The following is a 15,975-nucleotide window of genomic DNA, read 5'->3' on the forward strand; positions in this document are numbered from 1 at the left end:
CCGCCGCGCGCCATGAGATGCCCCGACGCCGAGCTCGAAGCGATCGTCCAGAGCGGGCTCGGAGCCTACAGCGCCGGGCTGTTCTTCGAGGCGCACGAGCGGTGGGAGGTGGGGTGGCGCGACGAGCCGGACCCGGTGCGGAAGGCGTTCCTCCAGGGGCTCATCCTCGTGGCCGCGGCCATGCACAAGCTGACGCGGATGAAGAGCCCATCCGGCGCGGTGCGCCTGCTCCGGAAGGCGCACGCCCGGCTCGCGGGCGTGCCGGAAGGCACGGGAGGGCTGGCGATCGGGCGGCTCTCGGACGACGTCCTCCGCGCGGCGAGCGCGATCGAGCGGCGCGCGGGCGAAGGGGGCACGGCAGGCACGGAGCTCGACCCCTCGCTTCTGCCCAGGATGGAGCCTGCGGGCGCGGTCGCGTCGTCCACGCGAGCAGGCGCGCGTCCACGCGCCTGAGCGTGTGACCCGAACGTGCGTCCGGTCGAGATTGCGCTTGTTGCGTGCGACGGGGGAGGCGCGCGTGACATCGTTTGCCTGGGGTGACGATCGCGGGCGAGCGGTCCGGTGGGGGGATATCGTGGCAGATGGGTACTGCGAAACCGGGGTGGAAGGGGCGGCGAACGCCGAGCCCCGAGCCAGGCTGCAAACCGAAAGGAGCCGCGTGACACGGCGCAAGCAGATCCTGATCGTGGACGACGACCAGGAGATCCGGGAGATGCTCGAGATCACGCTGATGGAGGAGGGCTACGACGTCCTCTCCGCGAGCGACGGCGAGGCCGCGCTCGCGCTGCTCGAGCGCAACAGGCCGAACCTCATCCTGCTCGATATGCGCATGCCGGTGATGGACGGCTGGGGGTTCGCGCGCGCGTACGCGTCGTGCCCCGGTCCGCGCGCGCCGATCCTCGTCATGACGGCGGCGGTGGACGCCGGCACCTGGGCGCGCGAGGTCGGCGCGTGCGCGTCGGTCGCGAAGCCGTTCGACCTGAACCGCCTGCTCGACTCGATCGCCGTGCACGCGGGCTCGGCGGCGGGATCGAGCCCGGCCTCCGCGTGAACGGCGCGGGCCGGGCGCGCGCCCGGCCCGCGCCGGAGGGCTGTGGGAGGGGCGCTGCGCGGCGGCGGGACGGCGCTCGGCGATGGGGCGCCGCGCAGCGGCGGAGGAGGGGGCGCGGCTGGCGTGGAGAGGGTCGCACCGCGGCGGCGGAGGAGCCGCCGCGGTGCGGTGTGGTTCAGCCGCCCGTCGCGCGGCGCATGGCGCACAGGAGATCGCCGCGGCAAGGGTCGGCGGGCGGGCGGCGGCCGGCGGCGTCCGTGGCCGCGGGGCCGGGCCTTTCGGGCTGCGGCGCGGCCGTACCGGTGACCCGCGCGCGGCCCTCGGAGGCGCGGCGCGAGGCGACGACGGTGCCGGGCTCGTCCCCGGCGGCGCCGGCGACAGGGCGCTCGGCCTGAGCTGAGCCGGGCGCGGCCTGCGCGCGGCCGGCGGGCTCGGCGGCGGGCTTGGCGGCGGGCTCGGCGGTAGGCGCCTCGACGGGCGGGAGCCGCGCCTCGATCGCGCGCGCCGCGGCCGCGAGCCCGGCCGCCGCGGGAGGCCCGGGCGCGGCGGCGCGCGGGGCAGCGAAGCCCACGGTGAGGGCGGCGACGGCGACGGCGGCCGCGAGCAGGGCGGCCACCGGGCGGGCGCGCCACGCGCGCCGCGCGCCGCCCTGCGCGGGCGCGGCGTCAGCGCGCGTGGACGCGGGCGCGGCGTCAGCGCGCGTGGACGCGGGCGCGCTGGTGGACGACGGCGGCTCCCCGAACGGGAAGATCGGCAGGATGTCGAGGACCTGAGGAGCGCCGTGCTCGGCGGCCCCCAGCGCGCTCAGGTCGACGACGCCCGAGGACGGGTCGCGATCGTCCGCGACATGCGCCGCGGGCGAGGTCGTGGCGGCGGCGCTCTCCGTGGCCGGCTCGGCGTCCACCGAGAACGCGACCGATGTGTCGTCTCCCGGGTTGCTTCCCGGGTTGGTTCCGGGGCTTGTGACGGCGGATCGATGTTCGTTCCTCCACTCCTTGTGCTGCGTGCTCTTCATGGTTGCTTCTGCTTCAGCCGTATCGGTCGAACGCTGGAGTCGTGGGCCAACAGACGGCCGGTCGGCGTGTCCTTTCGTGATTTGGACATGCGCACGCGCAGGTGCTTGGGCCAGGGGGCGCGCGTCGGCTCGCGCGCCATGGAGCGCCGTCGCGCGTCGCCTCGCGCCACGCGGCGCTGCGCGCGACGTCGTACGCTGCGACGGAGGTGCCCGTAGACGAGATCGGGGCGCACCCGAGGCGACGGACGTCAGCGGCGTTCGCCATCTTGCGAGCGGACCTGCGACGCCCATACTTCGCCCGCTCGGATCGCCGGGGGCGTGCAGTCGGCGGGGCTCATGACCGCGTGCGCTCGGGGAAGTTGGTTGCGATCGGGGCGTTCCTCGTCGAACAGAAGTTCCCACGCAAACGCGGATCGGATACTTGAGGTGAGATGAAACCTACACGGCTCTTCACGGTTCTGGGGGCGCTGACGTTCCCCCTCGCGGTCGCTCTTGTCAGCAACGGGTGCAAGAAGGAGGAGGAGGAACTACCGCCGGTGCCCTCCGCGCCGGCCGTGCCGACGCCGGCCCCGACGCCGACCCCCACCACGCAGATCGTGCCCGAGGAGGACGCCGGGGCGGACGCGGCCGACGCCGACGTCGCGGACGCAGACGCCGGCAAGAAGGTGGTCGGAACCGGCGACCCGAGCGGCATCCGCAAGTGCTGCGCGGCGCTGCGCCAGAACGCGAAGTCGGCGCCGCCCGAGCAGCAGGGCGCTTACCTCGCGGCGGCCTCGGCGTGCGACGGCCTGGCGAACTCGCCGCAGGGCCGCCAGGCGCTCTCGACGCTGCGTGGCATCCTGCTCGGCGCGCAGATGCCGGCGTCCTGCCAGTAACGTCGAGGCGGGCGGCACGGCAGCAGCGGAACGGCAGCGGAAGAAGAGCGACGGCCGCTCCGCCGGGCAGGCTGGCGGAGCGGGCCGAGGTGGCACGGCGGCGTTGGTGCCGTGCCTGCTGAGACCGCCGCGGCCGTGCACGCAGCCTCGGCGGCGCGTCGCCGAGGCGGGATGCGCGCAAGCTCGGCGGTGCACGCAGCCTCATCCGTGCACGCAGCCTCGGCGGTGCACGCAGTCTCGGCGGTGCACGCAGCCTCGGCGGTGCACGCAGCCTCAGCCGTGCACGTAGACGAGCGTGCCGCCGCCCTCGATGTTCAGGGCGCCGTGCCACTCGGGCGGGACGGCGGGCTCGGTCCACTCGAAGAGCCAGGCCGCGTCGGCGGGCGCCAGGTTGATGCAGCCGTGGCTGCGCGCCTTGCCGAACTCGTCGTGCCAGTAGGCGCCGTGCAGCGCGTACCCCTCATGGAAGTACTGCGTGTAGGGCACGTCGCGCAGATCGAACGCCTCGGCCGCCTCGTCGTCGCCGTCCATCGTGGTCGAGACGTGCTTCGCGTGGATGTAGAACGAGCCGCGGACCGTGGCGTCGGTCTCCTCGGGATCCGCCATGCCGCTGCGCCCGCTGGAGATGAGCGCCGCGAACACGGGGCGCGTGCCCTCGTAGGCGACGAGCATCTGACGGCGGATCGAGATGTCGATCCACTTCTTGCCGTCGCGCGCGAACCCCTGCGGGTCCTTGCGCAGCTCGGCGATGACGAGGTGGTCGCCGGCGAGCCATGAGCCCTCGGTCGTCTCGAGCAGCCCCTTCACGCCGCCACGCGTGCGGCCGGTGAGCACCCAGCCCGAGCGGAACGGCGCGAGGCCCGCGCCGACGAGCGAGCGGCCGGACGCCGAGGGGCGGTGCTTCGTGGTGCCGTGGGCGCGGACGAAGGCCGGGGCGCCCTTCAGGCTGGGCTCGATGCGCGGATCGGTGCCGGGCGGCGCGGGGGGGAGGTCGTCCGCGGGGGGCTCGGTGATCGAGAACGATGCGGTCGCGACGTCGGCGGGGGAAGCGCCCGCAGGCGCGGGAGAGGACGGCGACGGCGCGGGGTCGGCGGGAGCGGCAGCGCCGGTCGGAGATGCCGTGCCGGTCGGAGATGCCGTGCCGGTCGGAGATGCCGTGTCCGTCAGGGATACCGTGCCGACAGGGGACGCGGGGTCCGGGGCGCTCGCGGGGACCTCGGCGCCTTCGGCGCCCTCGCCGTCGAGGTCCTTGATGACGATGCCGCGAAGCGCGCTGATGCGCGCCGGACGCGTGCGATCGAGCGGGATGAGGTCGAGCTCCGTCGTCAGGCCGAAGCGGCGGTTCGTCCACTCGAACGTGGTGATGAGGCCGAAGGCGGAGCTCTCCTTGGCGCGACCCGTGTGCACGGAGTAGTGGAGCTTCTCCTCGGCGCCATACGGCTTTGGGAGATCCCGGCCGGCCAGCAGGAAGGCCGGCACCTCGTCGAGCGGCAAGGACGAGGGCGCGATGGCGGCGCGGGCGAGGTGGGCGCTCAGCTTCGCGCCCTCGACGCGGCGCTGATCCTCGGCCGTCGGGAGGCGGAAATAGAGGTGCGGCGGGGGCGAGCCCGACATGACGTAGTGGTACGGCACGGGCGCCCCACGGCGCGGGCCGCGCACCGCGGCGGCGACAACCTGGTGCTCGAGCGCGAGCGAAGCGCCCTTGCCGACGCAGACGTAGCCGCGCGGCGCGATCCGGTACCAGCCGCCAGCGCAACCGTTCGTGCCCGCAGGGAGCTCGGCCCGATCGACGACCGCGCCGGCGCGCAGGTAGCCGAGCTTCGTGGAGCGCTCGTCGGGGGAGACGTAGATCCAGGTGCGCATCGCGATGCTGGCGATCTTGGCGCCCTGGCCCGGGAGGGTGGCCTCCTTCGGAGCAGAGGCGGCGGCGGCGACGGGCGCGAGCGAGGCAGCGCCGGGAGAGCCGGGAGAGGGAGAGCCCGCCGAGACGGAGATGGCAGGCGAGGCGGCGGCGTGGACGAGCGGCGGGGGAGCGAGGGACGCGGTCGCCGCAGGAGAACCGGGGCGGCCATCGTCGGTCGCACGGCCGGGCGGATCCTGGGCCGGCGAGCAGGCGGCGGCCAGGAAGGCGATGGCGGGGGCGGCGGTACGAGCGAGGGAAGGCATCGACGACGCGAGGGCGAAAGGCGAAGGCGGAGACGGAGGAGCAGTGCCGCAGGCGCCTGGACGGGCGTGTGCGAGGACGCGACCAGCGGCCACCAGCGGCTGGGGCGCGCGAGCCGAGGAGCCGAGCGGGCGAGGTGTACGCCGAGCGGCGGGGGCGATGCAATCTCCTGCCGCGCGGCGCGGGCGGAGCGCCGAGGGAGCGGGTGGACGGGGCGCGGTGGGAGGGCGGACGGGGCGCGGTGGGAGCGGGCGGACGGGGCGCGGTGGGAGCGGCGGGCAGGGCGGCGAGACCGCGCGCCAGCCCGGCGCCGGCCTAGCGCTTGACCTTCTTCGCGAGCAGGTCGCCGAGCGTGCCGAAGTTGCGCGGGGCAGGCTTGGCAGCCTTGTCGTTGCCACCGCCGGAGCGCTCGGCCTTCGCGTACGACTCGAACTGACCGCGCTCCTCGTCGGCGCGAAGCGCGGCGATCGACAGGCGGATCTTGCCGGATTCGTCGACGTTGAGGATCTTCGCCTCGACCTCCTGGCCCACGGTGAAGTGCTTCTTCAGGTCCGCCGCGCGAGGCGTCGCCGTCTCGGCCGTGGGAACGAGCCCGCGACCGGAGCGGCCCGACGTGCCCGCGATCTGGACGAAGACGCCGTACCGCTCGATGCCCGTCACCTTGCCCTTGACGCGCGCCCCCTCGACGAGCAGCGGCGCACCACCGGCCGCCGGAGAGGAGACCGCGAGCGGCGCGGCGCTGTCGCCGTCGTCGCTCGCGCGCACGACGACCGGCGTGAGGCGCACCTGGCCGGTCGCAAAGTCGACGCCGGAGACGACCGCCGAGACGCGCGAGCCAACCGAGACCCGGAGCTTGCCCTCGCCGTCGCTCAGCGCAGGGCGCTCGAACATGCCCTCCTGCTTGCCGCCGAGATCCGCGAAGACCGCCTCGCGCGCGATCGCGACCACGGTGACCTCGACGGTCTCGCCGGTCTGGTACTGGCGGCGACGCTGCTTGCCAGCCCCCTCGGACTGCTCGAAGAGCGAAGCGAACGATTCCTTGGAGGCTGCGGAAGGGCGCGACGGCGACATGGCGCGACCTCATAGCGCGAGGCGAGGGCGTGAGGAAGGCGGGCGTGAGGGAGAAGCGAGGGAGGGGGAGGGACGGGAGCGGAGGGAGAGGCGGGCGGGACGGGGGACGCGGGCGGGAGGGGGAGGAGAGGTGGGCGGGCGGCGGAGGGAGGCGGGCGGCTGGGACGGGAAAGGAAAGGTGGAACCTGCCTGAACCTTCTGCTAGCTTCGCCGGCCGCTGAACCGGGTCGATAGCTCAGTCGGTAGAGCTGCGGACTTTTAATCCGTAGGTCCAGGGTTCGAGTCCCTGTCGACCCACTGAATGATTCCGAGGGGTTAGACGCGAAACCTCAGGTGGAATCGAGGCGGAGGTGGGCAGCGGCGCTGCCCACCCGGGCGTCTGGCGGACGGCGCCCTTGATGGCCGTCTCGCTCAGGTGCGCGTAGCGGTGCGTCGAGGCGATCGACGTGTGGCCGAGGTGCTCGCGGACCTCCTCGAGCGTCCAGCGACGGCCCCACCAGCCAGCGACGAGCGAGCTGGCGCAGCTGTGGCGGAGGTCGTGCCAGCGGACCGGGCGGGTGATGCCGGCGGCGGCGAGGTGGCGGTCGAAGAGGTCGACCTTCTTCTGCTTCCGGTTCCGGCGGCCGGTGCCGGTCGGGAGGGTCACCATCTCGCTGCGGATGAGCGGGGTCTTGCCCTTGGAGACGCGGCCGCCCCGGGCGCCGGGGAAGACGAGGGCCTCGGGGTTGTGCGGGGCGTAGCTCGGGAGGAGCGCGAGCCAGCGGCGGCAGACGTCGACGGCGTCGGCGGAGAGGTAGACGCGGCGGATCTTGCCGTTTTTGGGGGGCTGGTTCTTCGAGCCGAAGCGGACCACGACGTGCGGGGCGTCGGCGTCGAGGCGAAGATCGGCGAGCTCCAGGTTGAACTGCTCGCCCTGGCGGAGGCCGGTGAGGAGGGCGAAGAGGATGATCAGGCGGTCGGCCTCGGGAATGGCGCTGCTGGTGCGAATGCGGTGCTGCTCGTCCGGCTCCAGGTAGGTCCAGGGCTCGACGGTGGCGTCGCGGGCGCGGCGCTTGGTGGCCTTCTGGACGCGCTTCTTCAGGGCGGCCACGGGATTCGTGGTGATGTGCTGGGGCATCGCGTCGTCGAGCATCTGCCGGAGCAGCCCGATGACCTGCTTGACCGTGGAGGGGGAGATCGGCTTGGGCGCGCGATAGGGTGTTGCGGTCAGCTTCTTCTGGAGGGCGCATATCCAGGCGTCGACGTCGCCCGGCGTGATCATGACGAGTGCCATGTTCGCGAGAGGTGAATTCTCGATATGCGTCCGCCATCGGCCACGGTCGGTCGAGATGCTGCGGATGCCGTCGAGGCGCTCTCGGCGGTCGAGCCATTGCTCGCCCCAGGCTCGGAGGGTAATGCCGGCGACGTCGCTGGCGCGCGAATAGACGGCGGCGCGCAGCTCTTCGGCTTCCTCCCCGGTCGCGCAAGAGCCTATCCGGCGGCGCTCGCCGTTGATGGTGACGCGGACCAGGTGCCGACCTTTGCGTTGCTCGCCCATGCGGCCCTCAGGGTAGCACGCCGAGCTTCTTCAGCGCGGCCGCGGCCCGGGCCTGCGTCAGCGGAGATGCTGCGGGCAGAGCCGCGGCGCGAGAGGGCCGGCGGACCGGGCGAGGGAGCTCCGGCCCGGGATCGTTCGCAGCGGCCTCGATCATGTGCGCGAAGGCGCGGAGGAGACGCGCGAGTTCGCGGGGCGTGAGGGGCCGATCCTCATGCCCGATCAGGTCCTTTCTTGCTGCATCGCCTTTCATCGTCGTTCCCTTGGGTTCGTGCGCGCGTGGCCATCGGAAGCCCGCATGGGCGGCCCTTCGCCGCCGGCAGCTCGTGCGAGGGGGATCGGGATGGCCCGCTGTGCATCCGTTCGAGGCGAGCCTGATGCAGGGCCCGCCGAGGTGCACAAAAAGGTATCTCTGGCAGGAGGCATCTCGGCGCGAGACGTCCTTGTCCACGAACGCGAAAAATCGAATTGGAACGGGAACTTGCGCGCGTGCAGATCAGCCGCCGGGGGCGGTCTTGAGGGACTGAATTTTGTATCTCGGAGCGCGCGAGCGGACGGGCAGCCAGCCGCCCGTCGTTGGGCTCGAAGCAGTTGCGCGAGCGGCGGCGTCGCGTTGACCGGTCCGCACCTCGCATCCGGTCGCACCGCCGTGATCCTGCTGTCCCAACCCCTCGCACGCTCTTGCCCAGGGACAGAAACATGTTCGCCAGCCGACGCCCGCGATCGGTCGCCATGGCGACGGGTCACGCGGAAAATCCGTGCGGCTGTCCGTAAAGTCATTGGGCGCCATTCCGACCGGGTTCGTGATCTTCTCGGCCGAGTTCTGATCCCGCGAGTGGCCACCTTCCATGCAAGCTCGAGTGTTCCACAGCCCCGCCGGCGGTGCTGCATCGGAACGCACCTTGCGGTAGGGTGTGCACACCATGGCAAACCCGAGTCCCCGAGTCTCGAGGGATCCTGAGTTCCGCCCAATCGTTCCAAAGGCGCGCCCTGTCCTGCGGGACTTGATGTACCGCAAGGTCGTCGACCTCGGTTTCGAGCGCGATGTCCTGGCCGTGGGAGCCGCCACGCTCCTCGACGAACACCCGGCGCCACAGCTCCCGAAGCCCGTGCTTCTTGGGCCTGACGACGTGCCGCTGTCGACCGAGGAGGTAGAGGCGGCCTTCCGCGATCGTTCCGTGGCGAGCTTGCCCTGGATCCAACAGGCCGCGGCCGTGCTGGATGCACGGAGGACGCCGATGACCGCCGAGGAGATTGAGACCTTCCTCGCCGGGCTCACGACGCACCGAGAAAAACTCGGCCCGCGCAACAGGCCAGGGCCGAGCGATCTCTTCCTCACGGATGAGGACGGCCGGCTCACGCTGAACCCTGTCGCGCCGGGCCTGGTCGCGATGCGGCGGGCGGTCCGAGGGCTGCCGCCAGCGGTGCTCGTTCAGCGGTCCCGGTCACAGCCCACGGCGTGGGAGGAGGGCTGCGCGGTCCGTCGCGTGGAGCCGGAACCCGACGCGGAGGCGAGACGCAACGCGGAGATCGAGGAGAGCGCGCGCACGGCCCGCCGCGCCGTCCTTCGCGTGGTGCCTTCCGCAGCGGATCCCCACGCCGTGGCGGTGCTCGACGTCGGCCGGCGATCGATCCAGACCTTCCTCGGTCGCGACGTCGCCAAGCTCGCCGGACTGCTCGAGCGCTTCGACGTGATCGCGGGCCTCCACATCCGCGACACGCTGCGCGCGCCGGGGTTCGACGTCGACCACTGCCAGGTCGTGGACCTCGAGCCGCCGCAGAAGTCGAGACGGCTGAACCGAGCGGGTCGCATGCTGCAGATCACGCCGGAGCTCCTCATCGCCGGGACCACCCGCATCCGCCGCCCGCTGGGCGAGCCTGAGAGGGTGGGGCGCTACCTCTCCGAAGGCGACCATTGGCGGCTTGCGCGCCGGATCGAGAGCGACGCCAAGGCGCTTCACGCGTTCTACCAGTACGGTGTCCTCCATGGCGCCCTTCGCCTTCGCTGGGGCTTCGTCGACGAGATGCTGGCCACCGACTGGGCTCTGCCCGGCGACGTGAGCCTCCACCAGCGGCTGAAGAGCGCCTACGAGAAGGACGCGGTCGTCGACCTGGTGGTGGGGGTGGCTCCGGGCTGGGCCGATCCGTGGTGGCGAGCGCACCGCGTCCTCATCGTCGATGTCAGATTCCCTGAGGTCGTCATGACCAGGAACGAGCGGGGAGAAAAACTCCCGGTCGCAACGCACGAAATCCAGGCTGCTCGGCCGGCTCCTGAGGATACTGAGCCGTGGGCATGGCACCGGATCCGAGCTCGAAGCCGGCTCTAGGAGAACAGGCGCACGAGCGCGAGGGGTGCCGCCCCACCCATTCAGAAGCCGCCTTCTGTTCACCATGCTCGTCCTCGACCACGATGCAGTGACGCATACCGCGATGACGTCGACGTCGCCCAGGGCGCCCGGCAGACTCCGGCGAACCGCGACCGCCAGCTCTGCCAGCTCCTCGCCGCCAGGGAGCCGGTCGCGCCCGATTCCCGTCCGCGACGAGGTAACCCGCTTACTCGAGGCGCTGTGCTACCGCGGACGTTAGCTTGATGGCACGCGGATCGACCATGGTGACCGGCCAGAGATTCGGCACGTAGCCGAAGCCGACGCGGGCTTCGGCGTCGGCAAATCCCAGCGACCCTCCGCTGCCGGGATGACCGAACGACGTCGGGCCGAGCAGGGGCATCGTGGGGGGGCTAGGCCGCCAAAAGCCGAGCGACATGGTGAACAAGCGCTCTGCGACCGGCGTCAGTGCCGGTGGAACGCCGTGCATGCGGGTACGGTGTTGCCGAGCCGGCTGGCTGATGGCACTGCGCCCCGCCTGAATGATGGCCATCTTGCCGCAGCTCGGTAGGTCTCCCCAGCCGCCGATGCCCATCGCGGGCGTGTCGCGCCGGCGCTGTACGGCGATGGGCATCGTGCCGGCCACGGTCCCTCGCGGCGAGGCGATGGCCATCCTGGATCAGACGCGCCTCGGCCCGCGAGGCCGACGAGCCTCGCGGGCTGTGCGCCGCCGTTCAGCCGAGAGACGAGGCGAGCGTGAGCGTCTCGGCGACGCGGGCCACCGCTTCGCGGTCGACCAGCTTGCGCTTGCGGCGCGCCGATTCCCGCATCGCCGCCGAGGCGAGGCGGTCGATCTCGCGCAGCGAGCCCGACGCGAGCTCATGCAGCGCGGCGAGCGACTCGCGCGAGAAGAGCTCGTGTTCCACACCGGCGCCCTTCAGTCGGAAGGCCACGTACTCCGCCGTGTCCTCCACCGTGGCCGGCTCGATCATGAAGCGGTGGTGGATGCGCGTGAGGAGCGAGCGATGGGAGCGCAGCGCCATGCGGCCCTCGAGCTCCGGGAGGCCAACAAGGACGATCGACAGAAGAGCACGGCTGTCCCACTCGTGATTCAAGAGGATATGCAAGTGCGCCATCATGTCCGGGTGCAGCAGATGGGCCTCGTCGAGCAGAAACACCGGGTGGATCTGATCTCTGCGCAACTCGTGGACATGCCGCTCGACGGCGAGGAACAGGTTCGCGGCGCTCGAGGTCGGCTGCAGGCCGAGCGCGTGGCAGAGATAGCGGTAGAAGTCGCGCCGGCCGAGCGTCGCATTGTGGCAGTAGGTCAGGCGGAATCCGGCCTGGGGTAGCCGATGCCGCAAGGCCCGTAGCACACACGTCTTGCCGACGCCCGGCTCACCGACGAGGAGCACACTGGCACGCTCGAGGAGCGCCGCTTCGAGATCGTCGACGAGCACCTGCTTGGACGTGGGCAACCACAGCTCGGCATCGTCGAGCTCCTTGGAGAAGGGGGCCGTGCGAAGGCCGAAGAAGCCGAGCTCAGAAGATCGCATCGAGGTCCTCCTCCCCATCGGCCTCGTCCGCGCCGGTCGCCAGGGCCGCGTCGCGCGCGCTCTTGACGAGCAGGGCGCCGCCCGGGTCGAAGGCAACAGGCTGCCCCGCGGCCGACGCGCCGCCGCTCGTGGCTCGGCGCGCTGGCCGCTTGACGTGCGCGTTGTGTACCGGGTCGACAGGGCGAAGCGGGATCCGCTGCCCCTCCAGCTCGACGACCGGGGCGAGAGGCTCGTCGAGCACGCAATAGGCGACCGTCACGACACGGCCGGCGAGGTAGCCGTGATCAAGCTCGAAGAGCTGTCCTCGGAGGGCGACGGTCGTGTCGCGGCGCACGCGCCGACGCTGCCGGAGCGTGAGCGCCTCGCGCAGGCGAGCCTCGGAGAGGGCGTCGATCTGGCGCTGCCCGGGCGCGTACACAAGCCCCGGCGCGCGCCCCATCAGCCCGGCGTGCGGCGACGGGTGGTAGTGGACGTCGAGGAAGGCCTGGATGCGAGAGGAGATGTCCTGCAGCGACGTGACCGAGCCCAGGTGGTCGAGCACGTTCTCTCGAAGCGTCCGCCAGAATCGCTCCATCTTACCACGCGCCTGCGGGTCGTAGGGGCGCGCGTGAAGCAGGGTGATCCCGAGGCGCGAGCAGAAGAGGCGCAAGGCGTCGCCACGGTAGGTTGCACCGTTGTCGAGGTAGAGCGCATCGGGGACTCCGTAGAGCCGGAGGGCACGGACGAGCAGCCGCAGCAGGGTGTCTTCCTTCTCGTCGCTCTCGACCGAGAGGATGACGATGAAGCGCGAGGCATCGTCGAGCAGGGCGTGGATCCGCACCGTGACCCTTCGGCCGTCGAGATGAAGTGTCGGGCCGTGACACACGTCACCATGCCAGAGCGCATCAGGGCGCTCGGCTTGCCACTTGAGCCGAGTCGTCGGCCCTTTCCCGTCGCGCTGCGGGATCTTGTCGAGCCCCTCTTGACGGAAGAGGCGACGCACGGTCGACGCGCTGACCGTGGCGCTCAGGCGTCCGTCTGCGCGGAGCGTGCGCAGGATGAGTGGCACCGAAGCGTCCGGGTGCTCCCGGCGGATGTCGCACAGCAGCCTTCTCAGCACCGGGTCGAGCTCGCGGCCGCGCCCGCGGTCGCGACGGGCGCGAGGGCAGAGCCCTTCGAGCCCGCGCTGGCGGTAGGCATAGAGCCAGCGCTCGAGTGTCGGCACCGCGAAGGTGCGTGTACACGAGCTCCCGGGCGGTCGCACGCGCTCCTTCGAGAGGGCGCGTAGCGCTTCGACGAGGTCGCCATGCTCGAGATCGCGAGCGCAGAGCTGCCCGATCATGCCGTGGCGGAAGATGGCGATCTCCTCCGCGTGGTCTCTGGGTTTGAGGATGTCCACGAGCGGTCCTTTCCACGGGTCCGTCTTCGACGACCCATGTGGACCCAGTGCCTCATTCCTGCACCGCCGTGCCCGATCCTGCGTGGTGGAGTCGCCGGAGCTTGCGTTGGCCTGCGGATGGGCATCACGCTGCGAGCACGGCGCCGCGGAACGCCAGGTGCGGCGCCGGCTCCCGCGTGCTGCCCTGAGGTGACAGCCCCACGAGCTGCATCGCGGTGCGCTCGGCGATCTGCGCGCGGGGGCTTTCCGCGCCATGGCGCCCGAGCCGAGGGAACAGCTGTCCACGGCGGCTGGCCTCGATCCAGCGAGACGGCGCGAGCCACCGCTCGGCCGCTGCGACGCCCAGGGTCGCGCAGGGGCACACCTCGGCGCGGGCGACAGGCGTGCTCACGCCGTCGAGCCCGATGCGAGCAAGCACCCAGCCGATCGCCGCCGCGGAGTAGCGCCGGCGGTGCAGCAACCCGCGAGGCACTACGACCACGATCGCGCCGCAGGCGCTGCAGCGGTAGCGTCGAGCTTGGATCGTGACCTGCTGGGGAGCGCCGCCGGGCTCGAGCGGGCCGCACACCAGCCGCTCGCGCAGGCCGTGGCCGCGCATCACCAGCGGGCCGTTGACGGGGCGGCCGGCCGCGTCGCAGCAGGGGCAGCGCGCGGGCCGCACGAGGTCAACCGTTGGCAGCACCGTCATCCAGCGCTTGATGTCGACGTCGGCTTGAACGATCCTGCATGAGCTCCGCTCCTGCACGGTGCTCGGAGCACGACGAGGGGAAGACGGGTCGCCACAACACGCATCCCCTCGTCGCCTATTTTGTGGCCGGCCTCGCGCCGATGCTCCGCTCCCTCGGCCCCGGCCTTACGTCAGCGAGGGGCTGACGTGTCGCAAAGTGTAGTGGTAATTGGGGTCGTGGAACGGGAATGCAAGGGCGCTCAGCGCGGCGAAGTCGCGCGACTTGACGTTTGTGTGAGATTTTTTGGTTGGTTTTAGGAATGCACAGCGAACGCCGGCCGACGGCGGGGCATCAGCCTCCACCCTGGCTTCCTCTCTCGGGCCCACACCGGCTCGCTGATGGGCGGGCAGCGGCCGATCAGGGGATTCCCATCACGAATAGGGATCGAGATCGGGGCGAACTCCACTTTTGAGAGGGCGCGGTAACAGTACGGTCGGTCTGGACTTGCGTCATCGCTGCCACCGTCTCGGGGTGGAGGAGACGGATGCCGTCCACGTCGCTCACCGTGGCCGCATACATGCGGGCGATGGAGTGGGCGTCGCTGAACATGTTCCCGCCGGGAAACTCCGCCGCCCGAAACGCCCGTCGATTCATGGTCTCTGAGGTGATGCCGCCCATTGTCCCAGCCTTGATGTTGACCGAGTCCGGTCCGTACATGGTTTGCAACCACTCCAACGCCATGGCGGGATCGATCCCGATCTGGGCGGCGAAGTCGTTCGCCAGCCCCTCGACCGAGTCGAAGGGGAAGGGGGCGTGCTCGAGCCGGGCAACCCGGCTCTCGCATTCTTCCGGCAGCCCGATCCATGCGGACAGCCCGAGCGGTCCGGCGACCTCGTCGGCGAAGAACCTGCCCAGGGACTTACCGGTGATCCGCTTGACGACTTCTCCGACGAGGAACCCGAACGTCTGCGCGTGGTAGAGGTGCTCGGTCCCGGGCTTCCACAGGGGCTTCTGCGACTCGAGCGCTCGGATGACCGGGGCCCAGGCGCACGCCTCCTCGAACGTCAGCGGCGAATCGACAACCGGCAGGCCGGCCTGGTGGGAGAGCAACCACCGCACCGGGACGTCCTCTTTCCCCGCCGTGCCGAACTCCGGCCAGTACCGAACCACGGGGGCATCGAGATCGAGCTCACCCCGCTCGACGAGCAGGTGGGCGCAGATTGCGACCGCACCCTTGGTAGTCGACGCGACGAGCGCGATCGTGTCCCTGTCCCAGGGGCGATTCTGCTCGCGGTCGGCCAGCCCGCCCCACAGATCGACCACCGCACGGCCGTCGACGTAGACGCAAAATGCCGCGCCCAGGTCGGTGCCATCTTTGATGTTGGCGCGGAAGGTGTCAGCCACCGTTTCCCAGCCCTCCGCGACGAAACCATGGACGTCACTCATGCGCGATATCTCCTGCCGTTGTGGGCCTTCCGCGGCGGACGTAGCGGGCTACGGAGGCCGCCTGTGGTCCGCGTAACGCTTGCGTGTCGACGTACGTTACAATATTACGCTGTTGATGCGCAATACCCGCCTGCGGTCGGCGTGCCGGCTCTTCGGGGTGGTTGTCGGAGGCGTGCTCTATGGTGACAGAAACGGCCAAAAGCTCCAGAAGATAAGGGGATCCCTCGGGGTTGTACCGAGTGATTCGACGCGGGCAGCTACAGAGGCTGGCCCGAGCAGGCGGCGCTGAGACATCGCCGCAAATCAACTATTTACATCGGTTCTCGTGGCGAGTTTGTACACCTGCGCGGCCCAGACCAGAACCGCGTGGGCGGCACGGGCAACGGGGTCCTTGGCGCCCATGGCGTCCAGGATTGTAACTACTCGTTTTTGCTCTTCTTCGCCGATCTCAGCCCAACGGGTCAGCACCTCCTCGAGCGGTGAGATGCGACAGATCGGCACATGGGCTTCAGTAGCTTCAGGATCGTTTCGATCTCCAGGGGTCGCCTCGTCCAGGACCAAGCGAGCCAACGTCAGCAGCGCTGTCGCTACCTTGCCCGCTGGAGCGCTGTAGTACGCGTTGAAGCCCTCTTCGATGAGCGCCTGCACATGGCTCTTGCTCAGCGGAACAATGCGCCATTCCATTCGCTCGGTCAACTGCTTGAGGTTCGCTCCTTTACTTTCGGCTCCCATTTGTCCTCTTTTGATATGCCGACGGATCTGGACCTCCCAGAACTCCGATGACCTTCATCTCGGGACAGCATCTGGGCCTCTGTCCTTGACTGAGGCCGAACGGACGCTTGTGGCTCGGCATTCGTCGGGTTGTTCCTTGCGACCCGTGGCGTTCGGACACC

The 15,975-nt window shown here is 70.8% G+C and carries 13 protein-coding genes, 1 tRNA gene and 1 pseudogene; 5 read left to right on the top strand and 10 right to left on the bottom strand.

Features of this window, described 5'->3' with window-relative positions; genetic code table 11:
• Positions 1 to 12: 12 nt before the first annotated feature.
• Together WMF24_RS16150 and WMF24_RS16155 are read left to right on the top strand one after the other, a co-directional pair.
• On the top strand, positions 13 to 453 hold the full coding sequence (locus WMF24_RS16150; protein ID WP_437737304.1) for a DUF309 domain-containing protein: 441 nt from the start codon (positions 13 to 15) through the stop codon (positions 451 to 453).
• A 205-nt stretch (positions 454 to 658) separates the two neighbouring features.
• A complete protein-coding gene (locus WMF24_RS16155; RefSeq protein ID WP_437737305.1) occupies positions 659 to 1,051 on the top strand; it encodes a response regulator in 393 nt (130 codons plus the stop codon).
• A gap of 175 nt (positions 1,052 to 1,226) precedes the next feature.
• Here WMF24_RS16155 and WMF24_RS16160 read toward each other — a convergent pair whose 3' ends face one another.
• Positions 1,227 to 2,066 (bottom strand): hypothetical protein, encoded by an 840-nt coding sequence (locus tag WMF24_RS16160; RefSeq protein ID WP_437737306.1) that lies wholly within the window; start codon positions 2,064 to 2,066, stop codon positions 1,227 to 1,229.
• A gap of 431 nt (positions 2,067 to 2,497) precedes the next feature.
• Between WMF24_RS16160 and WMF24_RS16165 the strand changes: the two genes are divergently transcribed.
• A complete protein-coding gene (locus WMF24_RS16165; RefSeq protein ID WP_437737307.1) occupies positions 2,498 to 2,941 on the top strand; it encodes an acyltransferase in 444 nt (147 codons plus the stop codon).
• Between the two features lie 273 nt (positions 2,942 to 3,214).
• On the opposite strand, the gene WMF24_RS16170 is transcribed toward WMF24_RS16165, so the two are convergent.
• Together WMF24_RS16170 and WMF24_RS16175 are read right to left on the bottom strand one after the other, a co-directional pair.
• A complete protein-coding gene (locus WMF24_RS16170; protein ID WP_437737308.1) occupies positions 3,215 to 5,107 on the bottom strand; it encodes a L,D-transpeptidase in 1,893 nt (630 codons plus the stop codon).
• 313 nt (positions 5,108 to 5,420) lie between these two features.
• Positions 5,421 to 6,176 carry a S1 RNA-binding domain-containing protein gene (locus WMF24_RS16175; protein ID WP_437737309.1) on the bottom strand — a complete coding sequence of 252 codons (756 nt, stop codon included), beginning with the start codon at positions 6,174 to 6,176 and terminating at the stop codon, positions 5,421 to 5,423.
• A gap of 224 nt (positions 6,177 to 6,400) precedes the next feature.
• Between WMF24_RS16175 and WMF24_RS16180 the strand changes: the two genes are divergently transcribed.
• Positions 6,401 to 6,473 (top strand) — tRNA-Lys (locus tag WMF24_RS16180).
• A gap of 169 nt (positions 6,474 to 6,642) precedes the next feature.
• Here the strand turns inward: WMF24_RS16180 and WMF24_RS16185 are convergent.
• Positions 6,643 to 7,713 (bottom strand): annotated as a pseudogene (locus WMF24_RS16185) (tyrosine-type recombinase/integrase); the annotation flags it as partial.
• A 1,004-nt stretch (positions 7,714 to 8,717) separates the two neighbouring features.
• Between WMF24_RS16185 and WMF24_RS16190 the strand changes: the two are divergent.
• The gene (locus WMF24_RS16190) at positions 8,718 to 10,037 is read left to right on the top strand and encodes a hypothetical protein (RefSeq protein ID WP_437737310.1); all 1,320 of its coding nucleotides are present in this window, start codon (positions 8,718 to 8,720) and stop codon (positions 10,035 to 10,037) included.
• Between the two features lie 226 nt (positions 10,038 to 10,263).
• Here WMF24_RS16190 and WMF24_RS16195 read toward each other — a convergent pair whose 3' ends face one another.
• The 6 genes from WMF24_RS16195 to WMF24_RS16220 form a co-directional block, all read right to left on the bottom strand.
• Complete coding sequence (locus tag WMF24_RS16195) at positions 10,264 to 10,707, bottom strand: hypothetical protein (protein WP_437737311.1); 444 nt, start codon at positions 10,705 to 10,707, stop codon at positions 10,264 to 10,266.
• 61 nt (positions 10,708 to 10,768) lie between these two features.
• Positions 10,769 to 11,590, bottom strand: a complete 822-nt coding sequence (locus WMF24_RS16200) for an ExeA family protein (RefSeq protein WP_437731295.1) — start codon at positions 11,588 to 11,590, stop codon at positions 10,769 to 10,771.
• The gene (locus WMF24_RS16205; protein ID WP_437731296.1) at positions 11,577 to 12,968 is read right to left on the bottom strand and encodes a DDE-type integrase/transposase/recombinase; all 1,392 of its coding nucleotides are present in this window, start codon (positions 12,966 to 12,968) and stop codon (positions 11,577 to 11,579) included. Before WMF24_RS16205 ends, WMF24_RS16200 begins: the two co-directional genes overlap by 14 nt.
• 124 nt (positions 12,969 to 13,092) lie before the next feature.
• Positions 13,093 to 13,713: a hypothetical protein gene (locus WMF24_RS16210; protein ID WP_437730027.1), complete on the bottom strand. Its 621-nt coding sequence runs from the start codon at positions 13,711 to 13,713 to the stop codon at positions 13,093 to 13,095.
• Positions 13,714 to 14,053: 340 nt separating this feature from the next.
• Positions 14,054 to 15,082, bottom strand: a complete 1,029-nt coding sequence (locus tag WMF24_RS16215; protein ID WP_437737312.1) for a serine hydrolase domain-containing protein — start codon at positions 15,080 to 15,082, stop codon at positions 14,054 to 14,056.
• A 303-nt stretch (positions 15,083 to 15,385) separates the two neighbouring features.
• Positions 15,386 to 15,814 carry a hypothetical protein gene (locus WMF24_RS16220; protein WP_437737313.1) on the bottom strand — a complete coding sequence of 143 codons (429 nt, stop codon included), beginning with the start codon at positions 15,812 to 15,814 and terminating at the stop codon, positions 15,386 to 15,388.
• Positions 15,815 to 15,975 lie beyond the last annotated feature (161 nt).

Source organism: Sorangium sp. So ce1335 (assembly GCF_051521615.1).
Taxonomy (GTDB): Bacteria; Myxococcota_A; Polyangia; order Polyangiales; family Polyangiaceae; genus Sorangium.